Origin of the sequence: Paenibacillus sp. GP183 (genome assembly GCF_900104695.1) — a bacterium.
GTDB lineage: Bacteria > Bacillota > Bacilli > Paenibacillales > NBRC-103111 > Paenibacillus_AI.
In genome coordinates this window covers 1,904,188-1,919,922 of sequence record NZ_FNSW01000001.1, presented here as the reverse complement: position 1 = coordinate 1,919,922, position 15,735 = coordinate 1,904,188, and the positions used below count along the sequence as shown (strand labels likewise).

General features: G+C 46.6%; 16 protein-coding genes. 11 read left to right on the top strand and 5 right to left on the bottom strand.

Going from position 1 to position 15,735, the window contains the following annotated elements; genetic code table 11:
- The 3 genes from phoU (at position 1) to BLV33_RS09570 (ending at position 4,371) form a co-directional block, all read left to right on the top strand.
- A complete protein-coding gene (gene phoU / locus BLV33_RS09580; RefSeq protein ID WP_090790445.1) occupies positions 1-660 on the top strand; it encodes a phosphate signaling complex protein PhoU in 660 nt (219 codons plus the stop codon).
- Between the two features lie 378 nt (positions 661-1,038).
- On the top strand, positions 1,039-2,232 hold the full coding sequence (locus tag BLV33_RS09575) for an IS4 family transposase (RefSeq protein WP_090787168.1): 1,194 nt from the start codon (positions 1,039-1,041) through the stop codon (positions 2,230-2,232).
- A gap of 354 nt (positions 2,233-2,586) precedes the next feature.
- Positions 2,587-4,371, top strand: a complete 1,785-nt coding sequence (locus tag BLV33_RS09570; RefSeq protein WP_090790443.1) for a GGDEF domain-containing protein — start codon at positions 2,587-2,589, stop codon at positions 4,369-4,371.
- A gap of 1 nt (position 4,372) precedes the next feature.
- On the opposite strand, the gene BLV33_RS09565 is transcribed toward BLV33_RS09570, so the two are convergent.
- Positions 4,373-5,122, bottom strand: coding sequence for an HAD family hydrolase (locus BLV33_RS09565; protein ID WP_090790441.1), 750 nt, complete (start codon positions 5,120-5,122; stop codon positions 4,373-4,375).
- Between the two features lie 124 nt (positions 5,123-5,246).
- Between BLV33_RS09565 and polA the strand changes: the two genes are divergently transcribed.
- From polA to BLV33_RS09540, 5 genes are all read left to right on the top strand, one after another.
- A complete protein-coding gene (polA, locus tag BLV33_RS09560) occupies positions 5,247-7,892 on the top strand; it encodes a DNA polymerase I (protein ID WP_090790439.1) in 2,646 nt (881 codons plus the stop codon).
- Positions 7,893-7,909: 17 nt separating this feature from the next.
- Complete coding sequence (mutM, locus tag BLV33_RS09555; protein WP_090790437.1) at positions 7,910-8,770, top strand: DNA-formamidopyrimidine glycosylase; 861 nt, start codon at positions 7,910-7,912, stop codon at positions 8,768-8,770.
- 141 nt (positions 8,771-8,911) lie between these two features.
- Positions 8,912-9,604, top strand: a complete 693-nt coding sequence (gene ytaF, locus BLV33_RS09550; RefSeq protein WP_090790435.1) for a sporulation membrane protein YtaF — start codon at positions 8,912-8,914, stop codon at positions 9,602-9,604.
- A gap of 81 nt (positions 9,605-9,685) precedes the next feature.
- Positions 9,686-10,282 (top strand): dephospho-CoA kinase, encoded by a 597-nt coding sequence (coaE, locus tag BLV33_RS09545; protein ID WP_090790433.1) that lies wholly within the window; start codon positions 9,686-9,688, stop codon positions 10,280-10,282.
- Positions 10,279-10,860, top strand: coding sequence for a lytic transglycosylase domain-containing protein (locus BLV33_RS09540; protein WP_090790432.1), 582 nt, complete (start codon positions 10,279-10,281; stop codon positions 10,858-10,860). Before coaE ends, BLV33_RS09540 begins: the two co-directional genes overlap by 4 nt.
- Before the next feature lie 83 nt (positions 10,861-10,943).
- Here the strand turns inward: BLV33_RS09540 and BLV33_RS09535 are convergent, their stop codons facing one another.
- Positions 10,944-11,168, bottom strand: a complete 225-nt coding sequence (locus BLV33_RS09535; protein WP_090790430.1) for an alpha/beta-type small acid-soluble spore protein — start codon at positions 11,166-11,168, stop codon at positions 10,944-10,946.
- Between the two features lie 106 nt (positions 11,169-11,274).
- On the opposite strand from BLV33_RS09535, the gene nrdR reads away from it, so the two are divergent.
- Complete coding sequence (nrdR, locus tag BLV33_RS09530; RefSeq protein WP_090790428.1) at positions 11,275-11,757, top strand: transcriptional regulator NrdR; 483 nt, start codon at positions 11,275-11,277, stop codon at positions 11,755-11,757.
- 31 nt (positions 11,758-11,788) lie between these two features.
- Here the strand turns inward: nrdR and BLV33_RS09525 are convergent, their stop codons facing one another.
- Together BLV33_RS09525 and BLV33_RS09520 are read right to left on the bottom strand one after the other, a co-directional pair.
- A complete protein-coding gene (locus BLV33_RS09525) occupies positions 11,789-12,931 on the bottom strand; it encodes an anthrax toxin lethal factor-related metalloendopeptidase (RefSeq protein WP_090790426.1) in 1,143 nt (380 codons plus the stop codon).
- 127 nt (positions 12,932-13,058) lie between these two features.
- Positions 13,059-13,289 carry a hypothetical protein gene (locus tag BLV33_RS09520; protein WP_090790424.1) on the bottom strand — a complete coding sequence of 77 codons (231 nt, stop codon included), beginning with the start codon at positions 13,287-13,289 and terminating at the stop codon, positions 13,059-13,061.
- A 275-nt stretch (positions 13,290-13,564) separates the two neighbouring features.
- On the opposite strand from BLV33_RS09520, the gene BLV33_RS09515 reads away from it, so the two are divergent.
- Together BLV33_RS09515 and bshB2 are read left to right on the top strand one after the other, a co-directional pair.
- Positions 13,565-13,909, top strand: a complete 345-nt coding sequence (locus BLV33_RS09515; RefSeq protein WP_090790422.1) for a YojF family protein — start codon at positions 13,565-13,567, stop codon at positions 13,907-13,909.
- Between the two features lie 22 nt (positions 13,910-13,931).
- Positions 13,932-14,591, top strand: coding sequence for a bacillithiol biosynthesis deacetylase BshB2 (gene bshB2 / locus BLV33_RS09510; protein ID WP_090790420.1), 660 nt, complete (start codon positions 13,932-13,934; stop codon positions 14,589-14,591).
- 105 nt (positions 14,592-14,696) lie between these two features.
- Here the strand turns inward: bshB2 and BLV33_RS09505 are convergent, their stop codons facing one another.
- Complete coding sequence (locus BLV33_RS09505) at positions 14,697-15,713, bottom strand: LLM class flavin-dependent oxidoreductase (RefSeq protein WP_253187017.1); 1,017 nt, start codon at positions 15,711-15,713, stop codon at positions 14,697-14,699.
- Positions 15,714-15,735: the final 22 nt, after the last annotated feature.

The following is a 15,735-nucleotide window of genomic DNA, read 5'->3' as shown; positions in this document are numbered from 1 at the left end:
ATGGATACAAGATCAGGTTTTCATACGTCTTTGGATTTATTGCAAAAAGAGTTATTGGCGATGGGAAGCAGCGTGGAAAATTTGATCCTCCAGGCGGTCGAGTCTTTAAGCCTGCTTGATGAAAATCTCGCAAAAGAGACGATTGATAATGATGACAAGATCGACGCATCCTTGACGAGAATCGATGAGCTCAGCCTCCGGCTTATCGCGCTGCAGCAGCCCATGGCCAGCGATCTGAGAATTATCGGCACGGCCCTCAAGATCGCCACTGATCTGGAGCGCATTGCCGATCACGCCGTTGATATTTCCAAGATGACGCTTCGTTTCTCCGGAGAAACACTCGTGAAGCCGCTCGAAACCATCCCGGAGATGGCGGATATCGCCATTGAAATGCTGCGCGAGAGCTTGGTTGCCTACACGGAGCGCAATGTTCATCGCGCAGCTTCATTGGCAGAGAAGGATGACAGTGTCGATAAACTGTACAGCAAAGTGGTGCAAGAGCTTATCAGCATGATGAGCAGTGATTTCAACCGCAATAGACAGCTTACGCATTTGATCTTGGTCGCCCATTACCTGGAGCGTGTGGCTGACCACACGACCAACATTGGCGAAAGCGTCATCTACATGGTGACCGGCAAACGCAAGGACTTGAATATCTAATAGGGATAAAGGCATTTGGGGTAAGCTGAGCTTACCTCTATTTTTTTGAAAAAGATTTTGGATAAGAGGTAATGCAGCTAGTCAATCTAGCATTCCCCTAACTTTAAACATGAAAAACTTTCTTGCAGATAAGATACCTTTCCTGATATGCTACTTAAAGATGAAGGACATCGTTTCAGTTCGCTGGATCCTGGATTTAACTCCTTGGAAGATTGAAAAACACACTAAGCTTGCATCAAACCTGACATGAAAATATTGTTCTCATTAATTCCTATTTATGGAATAAATTGATGTTATTTCGTGGATAAAAAACAAAAAAGCCCTTATTGTTGAATTGACGGCGTGTTATCCATCATTTCTCCAATAAGGAGCTTAACCATGGATAACGTTAAAGATATTCGCGTCATTTGTCAATGCCTACGTACTCTCAATGTTTCAGGTTATCGTTCTGTACTCGACGATCATCGAACCCAAAAGTTGTTTTCAGGTACGGCTATCGAGCTTCATGTGATCGCTCAATTGCTGCAACTCCCTACGTATGATGTCATTACCGAACAATTGCGTGCGCATCCGCAATTGCAACAAGCGATCGGCCTGGAGTCCATCAGCAGCGCACAGCTTTCTCGCAAAACGAATAGCTTATGCACCCAAACCCTACAGCAGATCTTCTTTCAACTCATCAGCCAAATCGACCAGAAAACGAAGTCGGGGGCTGGAATTACGCCGAACATTGGGCGTCTGCATATCATCGATGCTACGGACATTTCCCTTCCCGCTTTATTAGGCAGTTGGGCTCGCTGTGGGTCGCGAAAAACAGGGGTTCGTCTTCATGTTCGTGTGGTTGTTGCAGATCCTGACACCGTATTCCCGGATAAGGTCATTGCTTCTACGGTCAATGTACGGGAAAATAAGGTCGTGCTAGATATGGTTGTGGAAGATGATGTCACCTATGTCATGGATCGGGGTTATGAAAGCCTCCCTAATTTCCAAACCTGGATAACGGACAATAAGCTTTTCGTGGTGCGTGTGCGGGATCGAACACATCTATATCCCATTAGCGGTAGTGAACGTAAGAGTGTGGCAAGCGTTGGGCCACTCCGGCTGCTTCAGGATGTGGATGTACTTACAAACAAGACCACAACTCCATTACGTCTGGTTGAATTTGAGGATGACAAGGGCCGCCGCTACCGGTTAATAACAAGTCGATGGGATTTAACTGCAAATGAGATTGCCTACATTTACAAGAATCGCTGGAAAATTGAGCTTTTCTTTAAATGGATGAAACAGCATTTGAAGCTAGTGAACCTGCATGGCTGCCAACCTGATTCAGTGTGGAACCAACTCTTTTTGTCCCTGATTGCTTTTGCTGTGAGTATGCTTGTAAAGCTAGCTTTGCAAACAGGAAAAAGTCAGTGGAACCTTTTACAACTGCTGCGAACGTACATGTACCACCCGTGGAAGGTGTTTAAGCAGGAGCTGAATCGACCACCCACGCGCCAGTCAAAAGGAAGACAAAAAGTGGACACGGCGGGAAGAGCCAAGCAAGAGTCGCAACGAATGATCTTACTTTAGGCCAAGATAAATGAATATTCCATTTTATGGGAATACGCGCTGTCTTAACTCCACTTTCCTTTTTTAGCTGTTACGGAAATTGAGTTACTGTAAAATTATTACTATTAAGTATTTTTTAATCAAAAACAAGCAAGTTAAGTGGTTAATGTGAAGTTTGATGCAAGCTTAGTGTGAAAAACATTCTTCCAGGGATTTTCGATTTTCCACTTAGTCGGTTCCCCTTCAACAAAGTATTCCACATTGCTCCTTTTTGTATCTTTACATGGATTTTACAGTTGGTTAATCTTAGTAATCATTTCCTTTGCTACACTTACTTTAACGAATGCAAGATGATGAGGATGACAGCACAAGGCGATGGGAAATTATAATCAAACTTCACCTGAATGGGCGGGAAAAGAAAAGTTGAAAAAGGCAGAGCTTCTAAATATTTTGGAAGAGCACTCTATCTATAGTTTATATCAGCCTATTGTTTCATTACAGGATGGAGCAGTATTCGGCTATGAGGCTCTTACGCGCGGTCCTGTTCATAGTTTGCTGCATTCACCGCTGGAGCTTTTTGAGTTTGCAGAAAAAGAAGGAGCGCTGTATGTCCTTGATAAGCTCGCGCGCGAGAAAGCGATACAGGGCTCATTCCTTGAGAACAAGCAGCAGCTGCTCTTTATTAATATTTCATCACAGGTCATTTATGATCCTCAATTTATTCCTGGGAAGACTTTGGAGATTCTGCAATCTTACGGCCTGAGTCCAAGTAATGTGGTCTTTGAAATTACGGAAAGAAGTTCCATTGAAGATTTTCAATCGGCCCAAAAAATACTCGAGCACTATCGCAAACAAGGATATCGAATAGCTATCGATGATGCCGGAGCCGGGTATTCTTCTTTGCAAGCGATTGCGGAGCTCCAGCCGGATTTTATTAAGATCGACCGATCCCTGATAGAAAATATACACAAAAATAAAATTAAAGAGTACATACTCGAGACCTTCGTTACCTTCGCTCAGAAAATGAATATTCACTTGATTGCCGAGGGGATTGAGGATCTGGACGAGCTCGCCAAGCTCACTCGAATGGGAGTTCATTATGCCCAAGGATTTTTGCTGGGAAGGCCAGAGCAAGAGCCGGCTAATATTCATCCTGACCATCTTAATTTGATTTTGCAGCATCGCAAAATCGTCAGCAATGGTCCATCTTGGTCCATTGGCGACCTGGTAACACCTGCGCAAACTTTTGACAGGAAGGTACTTATTTCACATGTTTCCAGCTATTTCAAACAAAATCCCGATGCGATTGGGGCTGTGATCGTCAAGGAGGATGTCCCCGTAGGATTGATTATGAGGGAAACACTGTTCCAGCAGCTTTCAGGACAGTATGGTTTCTCCCTGTTCTCAAATCGTTCGATTGATCAAGTAATGGATGCTGAGCCGCTTATTGTGGACGAGGGTATGGCTGTAGAAATGGTTTCTCAGATGGCAACGTCCCGTTCTATTCATAATTTGTATGACCTTGTCGTGATTACCAGCTCCGGGAAGCTGGCGGGAGTGGCTTCGATCCGCACCATCCTTGAAAGCATCACCAATGTGCGAATGGAGACCGCGCGGGTAGCGAGCCCTCTCACCGGTTTACCTGGCAACCTGCAAATCAATCGCGAATTAAACAAAAGGTTAATGGAGCAAAAGCCTTTCAGCGTTATTTACGCCGATCTGGATTATTTCAAATGGTTTAATGATCGTTTCGGCTTTCAAAAAGGGGACCAGCTCATTCAATATACGGCTGATATTCTACAGCATTCGATAGCGGTTTGCGGAACGCCTTACGATTTTGTAGGACATGTTGGCGGTGATGATTTCATTGTCATTTCGACTGCACAGGATCCGGAATTGCTCTGTCAGGAAATGATTCGACGCTTTGAACAGGGCGTCCGCCTCTTTTATGGGGGGGAGGAATGGGATTACGTAGAGGATCGCAGCGGAAATCACATTCAAAGTGATGGTGTGACCCTCTCTTTATCGCTGGTTGTCTGCCTTTCTGACTCCCCCAGTTCTTTGGAGCAAATATCGTTTGCTGCGGCTAATCTCAAAAAGAAAGCAAAAGCGCATCAGGGCAGCATCTATTATATTCATCATCTGGGAAATGAAATCTAAGCTAAAAAATTTGAGCCAGCTGGGGAAAGGTGCGGATGATGATCACCTTTTGTTTGCCAATCCTTCGCTCGGAAAGCTTTTTAAAATGAGCCGGGTAAATCCACACCGCATCGAGACCGCATTTCGTGGAACCGACCACATCGTTTTTCCACGAGTTGCCTACCATCACACATTCCGCCGGAGTGACCTGCATCACTTGCAAAGCCATCTCATACATTCCCCTCTGGGGCTTACGAATGCCTTCTTTACTTGAGCTGAATAACCGATCTCTGCTGATCCATTGATCCAGCCCAAGCTTCGTTAAACTAAACTCCATTCGGCTCCTCACCCCATTGCTGATAATGGCCAGCTTATAACGCTCCGCCAGCTGATCGAGAGTTTCCTTAACTCCGGCAAATAAGGAAACATGATGATCCTCCAGCTTCTCCACCTGGTCAAAAAATGTCCGCGAAAACCCCGTATTGACACTTACCGGAAACGGACTGAGCGCCTTACTTAAACAGCTTTTCCGCATTTCCTCCTGAGACATGGCATTTCGGGAGGTTATTTTTCGCTGCCTGCTCCATTCCAGCTTATAGCTTTGCAGGGCATCTTGTGAGGACCAAGTGAAATCATCCGGCTCCCATCTTGCGGTAAAATCGTCAATCGTCTCAATAAAAGCCAAATCAAAACACCGTCTGCGATCCACAAGGGTGTTGTTCATATCCATAAATATGACTTTTTTTTGCGAAGGGGAAAATAAACTCTTCATGGCGCTCCTCCCTTGCCCTGATCTAACCATTCATTCCTTACATGTTTATGTGCAAATTCGTTTTTTTATTTAAGTTTCGTATGCTATGATAAAGAGAGTATGTCTAAAATTGGGGTGCGCACTTATGGATAAACTAGTGATTATTGATGGTAACAGTATAGCGAATCGAGCCTTTTACGCGCTGCCGCTGCTAAGTAATTCAAGCGGCCTTCACACGAATGCCGTTTATGGTTTTACGACCATGCTGCTTAAGCTCATTGAAGAGGAACAACCCACCCATTTTCTTGTTGCTTTTGATGCAGGCAAAATTACATTTCGTCACAAAGGGTTTACCGAATATAAGGGCGGGCGATCCAAAACGCCTCCTGAATTATCCGAGCAATTTCCGCTGATCAAGGAATTGCTTAAGGCTTTTCAAATCCAGCAATTTGAGCTGGCTGGCTATGAAGCCGACGATATCATTGGCACTTTAACCAAGCTTGCGGATGATAAAGGGGAAAAGGTGCTCGTTGTATCAGGAGACAAGGATATGCTGCAGCTCGCTTCCGAGCATGTCACCATCGCCATTACCCGAAAAGGCATCAGTGAGGTGGATCGCTTCAATCCGGAAGAAATTAAAGAAAAATATGGCCTTGTGCCCAAGCAAATTATAGATCTAAAAGGTTTAATGGGCGACAGCTCGGACAACATTCCGGGGATTCCGGGAGTCGGAGAGAAAACAGCGTTGAAGCTGCTTCACGATTACGGTTCCATGGAAGAGGTACTGTCTCATTCATCAGACCTTAAGGGTAAAATGAAAGAAAAAGTGGAGGAGCATGCCGCGAGCGCGATCATGAGTAAGGAGCTCGCGACGATCTTCAGGGAAGTTCCCATGTCCTCGGACTGGGACTCCTTTCAGTATTCAGGCGTCGACCTTGCGGCGTTGTCTGCCTTCTACCGCAAACTGGAGTTCAAATCCTTGCTGGAGAAGCTCGATCTCAGCGGCATGGATGCGGGTGGACAAGCCGAGGATGAACTGGACATTGCCATCGTGACGGAAGCCACCATTGGCGAAACCGTGATGGCGCTGGGCGAATCTGCAGCGATGCACGTTGAAGTGCTGGGCGACAATCCGCATCAAGCGGATATTGTCGGCTTCTCTTTCGCCACGGAGGCAGGCTGCTGGTACCTGCCGTTCGAGCTGCTGCTGAGTGAAGCGGCAGCTCCGCTCAAGCTTTGGCTCGCCGACGCGTCGAAGAAGAAGCAAATCTTCGACTCCCACCGGGCGAGCCTCGCCCTGGCCTGGAAAGGCGCTCCCCTGAATGGAGTCGACTTTGACTGCATTCTGGCCGCTTATCTGCTCGATCCAACGGAATCGACGCTGACCGTGAACGGCCTGGCGCTGGGGTACGGTCTGCCTGGCATTCGGGCAGACGAAGAGGTGTTCGGCAAAGGAGCGAAGTTCCGCTTGCCGGAGCTTTCCGCGCTCAGCGAGCACCTGGGCCGCAAGGCGAACACCGTTCGCCGTGCCGTGCCCGTGCTGCAGCGGGAGCTGGAGAAGAGCGAGTTGAATCGGCTCTTCTATGAGCTGGAGCTGCCGCTGGCGAGCGTGCTGAGTGACATGGAGATGCAGGGCATCAAGGTCGATGCGGCTGCGCTAAGGCAGTTCGGCGACGAGCTGGCGAAGCAGCTCGAAAGCATCATGCGGCGCATCTACGAGCTCGCCGGCACCGAATTCAACATCAACTCGCCCAAGCAGCTCGGTGAGATTTTGTTCGAGAAGCTGGGGCTTCCCGCTTATAAAAAAACCAAAACCGGCTATTCAACGGACGCCGAGGTGTTGGAGAGACTTGCCCCTTACCACGATGCTGTAGGGCAGATTCTCAACTACAGGCAGCTCGCCAAGCTGCAGTCCACTTATGTGGAAGGCTTGCTGAAGGAGGTCCGCAAGGAAACCGGTAAAGTGCATACGTACTATCGGCAAACCATATCGGCTACAGGTCGTTTAAGCAGCCAGTATCCCAACCTGCAGAATATCCCGATCCGCCTCGAGGAAGGCCGCAAAATTCGCAAGGTTTTTGTGCCAGCGGAGCCTGACTGGTATATCCTAGCAGCGGATTACTCGCAGATCGAGCTGCGTGTGCTTGCTCACATCTCCAAGGATGAGAATCTGATCGAAGCTTTCGTGAACAATATGGATATTCACACCAAGACGGCCATGGATGTATTCGGCGTGAGTGAAGATCAGGTCGATTCCAATATGCGCCGTCAGGCGAAAGCCGTCAATTTCGGTATTGTTTACGGGATCAGCGACTATGGATTATCCCAGAATTTAGCTATCACGCGTAAAGATGCGAATGCCTTTATCGAACAATATTTTGACGTGTTCCAAGGGGTTCGTAAATATATGGATGACATTGTGCAGGATGCAAGAAAGAATGGATATGTAACCACATTGCTGCAAAGACGCCGCTACCTGCCGGAAATTACGGCATCTAATTTCAATTTAAGATCCTTTGCCGAGAGAACGGCCATGAATACTCCTATCCAAGGTACTGCCGCGGATATTATCAAGCTAGCTATGGTGCAAATGGCCAAGCGGCTTGAAAATGAAAAGCTGAAGAGCCGGATGCTGCTTCAGGTGCATGATGAGCTTGTATTTGAAGTGCCGGCAGAGGAAATGGAAATCATGAAGCAAATGGTTCCCGAGGTCATGGCATCCGCTTTGGAGCTGGTTGTTCCACTTAGGGCTGATGTCGATTACGGCTTGACCTGGTACGAAGCCAAGTAAAGGAGGGTGGACCGCACATGCCGGAACTGCCTGAGGTTGAGACAGTCAAAAGAACCTTGAACATGCTCATAACCGGAAAAACGATAGAATCGGTACAAGTATTATTACCAAGAATTATTCAAAAGCCATCCGACACTCAAATATTCGAGACCCTGCTGCAGGGTCAAACGATAGAAGCCATTGAAAGGCGAGGCAAGTTTTTGCGCTTCGTCTTAAGTGATTATGTGCTGGTCTCACACCTGCGGATGGAAGGGCGTTATGGCGTTTACCCTGCTGAAGAGCCGATGGAACGTCATACGCACGTCATCTTTCATTTTACGGATCAAACGGATCTGCGCTATAAAGATGTAAGGCAATTCGGCACCATGCACCTTTTTCCCAAGGGGGAAGAAATGGTGCAGCCGCCGCTTCACAAGTTAGGCCTGGAGCCTCTGGACGATTCCTTCACCTTCGATGCGTTTAGCAAACGGATTGCGAAGAGGACGACGAAGATCAAGCCGCTGTTGCTCAATCAGGAATATATCGTTGGAATCGGCAATATTTATGTAGATGAGTCCTTATTTCTTGCAGGGATTCATCCTGAACGTGAGGCTTCCTCACTCACCAGGCAGGAGCTTCTGCTGCTTCATCAGGCGATCATTCGCACTCTTCATGATTCCGTGGAGGTTGGCGGCTCTTCGGTAAAGTCTTACGTGAACGGACAAGGAGAAATCGGTTTATTCCAGCACCAGTTGAAAATTTACGGACGTAAGTCCGAGTCCTGCTACCAATGCGGCAGCGAGATTTACAAAACCGTTGTAGGCGGCCGGGGAACTCATATTTGCTTGACCTGCCAGCCGCTGAAACACCCAAGCAAGCCGTTGAAACCCAAGAAGTAGGCACAATCCCCTGCCTCCTCCCATATGATGGGCAATATGAGTTATGCTCAGTATATGCTTACGAGGAAAGCTTTTCTTCGAAAAGCTCAGCATATGCTTACGAGGAAAGCTTTTGTTCGAAAAGCTCTAAGGAGGGGTAACATGCTTCCCATGGTTTCATTGATCCTTCTTGCCTTTGCAGTCAGCTTGGACGGATTTGGTGTCGGCGTCATGTATGGTTTGCGCCAAATTAGAATTCCGCTGCTTTCCGTCGGTATCATTTCTCTTTGCTCCGGTGTCATCATCTTTGGCTCGATGCAGATTGGTTTGCTGCTTTCTTCATGGATTCATCCTGCAGCCGCCTCCAAAGTGGGAGCTACTATCCTGATTGGCATTGGCCTTTGGGCATTGTTTCAATTGTTGCATTCCAACAAGCATGTGGACTCTGAATCGAGTGCTGCGGAAGCTATTGCTTCAGAAGCTGACTCCCTCTTGAGTGCACCTAAAAGCCCTACAAATATCTTGTACATCGAACTGAAAAGATTCGGTTTGGTCATTCAAATCCTCAAAACACCTGCAGCTGCAGATGTGGATCGATCTGGCAACATTTCAGCCTCCGAGGCGACTCTCCTTGGGATTGCGCTATCTTTGGATGCTTTTGGCGCCGGAATAGGGGCGGCATTAATCGGATTAGCTCCGGTTTTGACCGCATTGGTCATCACCTTATCCAGCGGTCTCTTTATTGCGATTGGGCTGCGCATGGGGCTTCGCTTTGCAGGGACTATGTGGATGCGCAAGCTGTCCATTTTGCCAGGTTGCGTATTGATCCTAATGGGAATCCTAAAATGGATGTGAACCAAGGATAAACGGCTGCGCCGACCTAAATGACGAGTGCGTTTCTCATCAACAATCAAAACTCAGGCGGGAGCTGAAGTCATGAACATCGGGTTGACAGGAGGGATCGCCAGCGGCAAAAGCACGGTTAGCGCCATGCTTGTCAGCCGCGGTGCCATCTTGATAGATGCGGACCGAATAGCCCGAGAGGTTGTAGAGCCGGGGAGTCCTGCTCTTACAAAAATTGCGGAGCGATTTGGACAAGCTGTTATTCAAGCGGACGGGACATTAGACCGCAAAAGACTCGGTGAGCTGATATTCGCCGATTCAGCAGCCCGCAAGGATTTGGAGGGGTTGCTGCATCCTTCTATCCGGGCTCTGATGCGGGAGCGAATGGAGACCTTCGAAAAGCTCTATCCCGACAAGCTGGTCGTGGTGGATGTTCCTTTATTATATGAATCCGGACTTCAAACGATGTTCTCACAAATAATGGTGGTGTACGTTCCGAGAGAGGTCCAGTTGGACAGGCTGGTTAAGAGAAGCGGTCTTACTCCGGAGCAAGCCGAGAATCGTCTGGAAGCGCAAATGTCTATTGAGCTTAAGAAAGAGCAAGCCGATTACGTGATCGATAATCAAGGGACACTGGAGGAAACGCAGCAGCTCGTCCGCGAGTTTTGGGTAGGGAAGGGGCTTACATGAAATTTTTTCGTAAAAAAAGAGTGTTTGCGCTTCTACTCATCGGCTTTATCGTTATTCTTTTTATGAACAGCACTTTTATAGGGAAAAAAATATATCCAATTTATTATAAGAAGGAAATCAAGTCGAGCGCAGAGAAACATAACATAGATCCTTTTTTGATTGCCGCCTTAATTCGTGTGGAAACCAATTACAAATATCAGCTGGAGTCGAGCAAGGGGGCAATGGGCCTTATGCAGATCATGCCAGATACTGCGAATTGGATTGCCGAAGCAGCTAGTGTTCGACCTTTTAAATCAGCCGACTTGCTTAGGCCGGAAGTGAATATCTCTTTGGGTACATGGTATATGAACTGGCTAACCAAGCTATACAATGGTAATGTCGTTTATGCCATTGCTGCCTACAATGCAGGGCAAGGCAATGTGAACCATTGGAAACAGAGCGGGATTTGGGATGGCCGGGAAACGGATTTGGACCATATTCCTTTTGGAGAGACCCGACATTATGTGCATCGTGTGCTTTATTACTACCATAAGTATCAAAACTTATACAGCAAGGATTGGCAAGCTGCCCTAGAGTAAACAAAGAAAAAAGCATTGGACAGGCCCTTTCGAACCAAGTCCAATACTCTTGTAGATCATTGCGTTGTTTTGCTTCCAAACATTTATTTCATTTGTCCAGCTAATTGCTGTTCTGCGATTTGAACTAGTTTGCGTGTAATGTGACCACCAATGGCACCAGTATCACGAGTAGCCATATAGCCGTAGTATCCATCTTGAGGAATGGCAATACCCAGCTCTTGAGCGACTTCATATTTCAGCTGCTCCAAGGCTTGGTTTGCTTGAGGAACTACAAGGATATTATTCTTATTTGATTGACCTTGTCCCATGTCTGTTCACCTCCTTTTCGTTGGTACTTCTATTATGTACACTTTCGAGGGGTTCATGAGATGTAACTAATGGCAATACGCTTTCCATACAAAGGAGTGAATCGAAATGAAATGCCCTTTTTGTGATAATGCCGGCACAAAAGTACTGGATTCCCGTCCCGCCAACGAAAACAAATCCATTCGCCGCCGCAGGGAATGCGAGAAATGCGCTAGGCGCTTCACCACCTTTGAAATGGTCGAAGAAACCCCTTTGATTGTGATCAAAAAAGATGGAAGCCGTGAGGAATTCAGCAGGGACAAAGTGCTTCGCGGACTTATTCGAGCCTGCGAGAAGCGTCCTGTTTCGATGGAGAGGCTGGAGATGATTGTCTCTGAGGTGGAAATGCAACTCAGAAATACGGCTCATGCCGAGGTTGACAGCCGCGATATCGGGGAAATCGTGATGGAACAGCTTTATCCAGTCGATGAGGTGGCTTATATCCGTTTTGCTTCCGTTTATCGACAATTCAAGGATATCAATATGTTCCTCAAGGAACTTACTCAAATTCTGGGTAAGAGTGAAGCCTTGGATGTCATGAGGAAAAAATGAACACGGAAAGCGGGAATCAGCTTATCAATTCCTACTTCGTTACTGTTCCTGTTGGTTGAAGAGCTAATGTTCTTTCGATGATGGTCACGGATTGTGCGCGCGTGGAGGTGAGATTTGGCTCGAAGCCCTTATCTGTTCCTTGCAGGATGCCTTTATTTATAGCAGTTTGCATGGCATCCGTGCCCTCGTTCAGCTTTAATGCCTGCACGCAAAACTCGGCCATTTCCTTACGCGTGATCGGATCATTCCACTTGGTATTGCTTAAGTTCTGATCTCTTAGAATGAACTCTTTTGCACCAAACTCCAAATAAGGTGCATACCAAACCTCATTGTTCATCGGTTGTCTCGGCTTGAAGCCAAGGGCTAAGGTTACCATTTTCAAAAATTCAGCTCGAGTAATCTCCTTGTCCGGTTTAAAAGAACCGTCCTCATATCCACTCAAATAGCCCTCATTAACCGCTTTATAAATTGTATCGTATGCCCAGTAGGTATCGATCAGATCCGTAAAATGTACCGGTGGTGATGCCGGGAGCCCGTAAAGTCTGGCAAAGAATGCATTGGTCAGCGGTGCAACCCGCTTTATTTTATTCCTCGTCACCAAGCTGTAGACAAACATGCAGGAGGATTCGGCAAAATATTCTTCGGAATAAGAATCCATGTAAGCATTAGCCGGAAATAATAGTTTAGCCTCCTTTTTGAAAAGCTGGATAAACTCTGTGCCTTGGCTAATATTGTTAAAAACATGAATATCAATGGCATGTGACGTCTCATGCAATTCAAGGTTTAAAGAACCGTGTCCGTTCCCGGTGTCGCTATATCCGATTCTCAAAATGACGGGATTGCCCCCGACTCCTGGAATATCATCCCAGGTTTTACCTGTTCCTTCCCATCCTCGAGGTGTGACACCTTTGAGCGCCTTGTATTCCGGCTCATCCGTCAGCTTTCCCGTGATGAGCCTTATTTTCACGCCGTTTTGCACCAATCGGGCGAGAATATCCGGCTGGAATTGTTTGATTCTGTTAATCATACTGTTGGCGTCCTGCTTATTATAGCTGGAAGCAGGCAATTCTATCAATTGACTTACGGGATCAGCAGGAGTGGAATTAGCGAAAACGGCAGAAGTATTCCAGATTAGCAAACTGAGAATCGTCAGCCCTATCATGATCTTTTTCATCTGATACCTCCGATGTTCAAAATGAAGTCCTATCCACTACTACCTCTATTATAGTATTTAGAAACAACAAAATGCACATTCCATTTAAAGAGAATGTGCACGAAGAAGTGTTTCCTATGCTGATGGTTTATAACCCCAGGCTCTTTTTGGCAAGATCGTATTCAAAACTGACATCATAGTGGAATCTTTTTTTTAATGTGGAGTAGAGGCAAGGCTTTTCGTATTTGAAGATCGTCACCACTTCGATCAAGGGACCGCGGGATAATTGTACCTCGTATAATAAATCTATCGTTCTCTCAATATAGCTTGAACTATCCTGGATCGTATTGATCTCTTTGATAATATCGTTTGTAGTCATTTTTACTTCAACCCTCTTTTCTCTAAACATCTTTATAACCTTACCATATTCATTTGATTTATTCTGTGGTGTACATTACATAAAATCCAAAAAAACGATTCTTTGTACCCAAATAAACGATTCCTTGTACCCAAAAAAGTAATTTGAAGAATTATCTAAAGGACAAAGATTCAGGCTTTAAAAATGCCATTTTTGCTTTATGTTCAAGTATGGTAAAATGAGTGTATTCATGAAACTAAGCAATATAACAATGTTCTTATACATGGAGGCCTAAGATGCAGCTCATCAATCAAGCAGAGGTTCAACAGATGATCAATTCTTTGAAGAATCAAGATCTGTATCTTCATCTGGAAATGACAACCGGCGCCTACGCTTCGCACAGGGACAGCACCAAGCACCCTGCAGCTAATTTTATATCGAATGTGGTGGTTCGCTATTCTAATGGTGTTATTGCAGGAACAGGACCTTATCGTGTCGGTTTAAAAATGGAGCGGGGCTGGATATACACAGAAGGTCTTACACATTGTGAAGAAACCGAAAAGGAGAGATTGATCCTGGCCGGCCATGATACTTCAGGCAAGCTGGTTGTTTCCTTACAGTTAAGCAAGGCACCCTTCTAAAACATGAGGAGATGAGAAATTCATGGAACGTCACATTCTAGTTGTACTGCCGCATCCGGATGACGAAGCGTTCGGCTTGTCGGGGACACTATCCAAACATATACAAAATGGTACCAAGGTTACATATGCCTGTTTGACCTTAGGGGAAATGGGAAGAAACATGGGAACCGCTCCATTTGCCAATCGGGTTACACTTCCCCAAATTCGCAAGAAGGAATTGGAAGCATCTTGCCGGGTTATTGGCATTCAGGACTTACGCACTCTTGGCTTCCATGATAAAACGCTCGAATTCGAGGATCAGTATAAACTGGAAGGCAGTATTCTTGAAATTATCAAAGAGATTAACCCGTCTCTTGTGATTACCTTTTACCCAGGATACGCCGTTCATCCCGATCATGATGCTACAGGGGCCGCTGTTATCAGCACAATAAGGAAAATGCCTGCCGAACAAAGACCTAAGGTTCACTGCTTGGCATTTTCCAAGAATTGCGAGCAATTTATCGGGAAACCTGATTTGCTAAATAACGTCAAAGACTTTTTGCATATCAAAAAGCAATCTATAGAATCTCATCGCACTCAATTCTATGCGCCAGAGATATTGGGCGGCAATGCTTGGGAGGACCCGGAAGTCCAAGAGCGATTTGGAACTGAACGCTTTTGGACCTACAATTTTAATCAATGAAAGAAGCAGGGCTGCATTAGCTTTAGTGAAAAAGAAAAGGCTGTCCCCAATGTTGATGCACAATGCATGCACATTGGGGACAGCTTCTTTTATGACGTCTAAATTTTAGGCCAGCTCTTTTTTAACCTCGGCCAAAAGCTCATAAGACCTTAGTCTAGCTTGGTGATCATAAATCTGGGCAGCGACGATGAATTCATCGGCTTCTGTTTCTTTCAGGAAAAATTCCAGCTTGTCACGAAGAATGGATTTATTACCCACAATGGAGTAGGTCATCATCCTCTGGAGATGGGCCTTTTCATGCGGCTCCCATAGTGTATCCATGCTATCAACAGGCGGTCCGAGCTGGCCGGTACGTCCGCGGATAATGTTCAGAAATTGCATCTGCTGAGAGGTTGCAAGCCTCTTGGCATCATCCTCGGTGTCGGCGGCAACGATGTTAAGGCCGATCATGGCGTAAGGCTTGTCCAGAACTTCCGAAGGGCGGAAGTTGCTGCGGTACAAATGGAGTGCAGGCAGAATATAATCCGGTGCGAAATGACTGGCAAAGGCAAAAGGCAGGCCAAGCTGGCCAGCCAATTGAGCGCTGAAGCCGCTGGAGCCCAGAAGCCAGATCGGGATGGTTAGACCCTCACCCGGGATAGCTCGGACTCCTGGTGGACGCGAATCGAAGGAAGCAGGGTCCAGATAGGAGCGCAGCTCACTTAGCTGCTCCGGGAAATCACTTCCGTCGCTTCCTAGACCGCGCCGTATCGCCCGCATGGCGGGTTGATCAGAGCCCGGGGCTCTTCCCAGCCCCAGATCTATCCGGCCCGGATACATGGATTCGAGTGTCCCGAATTGCTCAGCAATCATCAAGGGTGCATGATTGGGAAGCATAATCCCGCCGGAGCCTACGCGGATTTTTTCAGTTCCAGCTGCTACATAGCCGATGACGAGTGATGTGGCCGAACTGGCGATGCCGGGCATATTGTGATGCTCGGCAAGCCAGTAGCGATGATACCCCCATTTTTCCGCATGGCGGGCAAGATCGAGGGAGTTATGAAAAGAATCTGCAGGAGTGCCGCCTTTAACGACAGGCGCCAGATCCAATATTGAAATAGGAACATCCTTAAATCGCTTCAACTGTCTAGCCTCCCGCTTATTT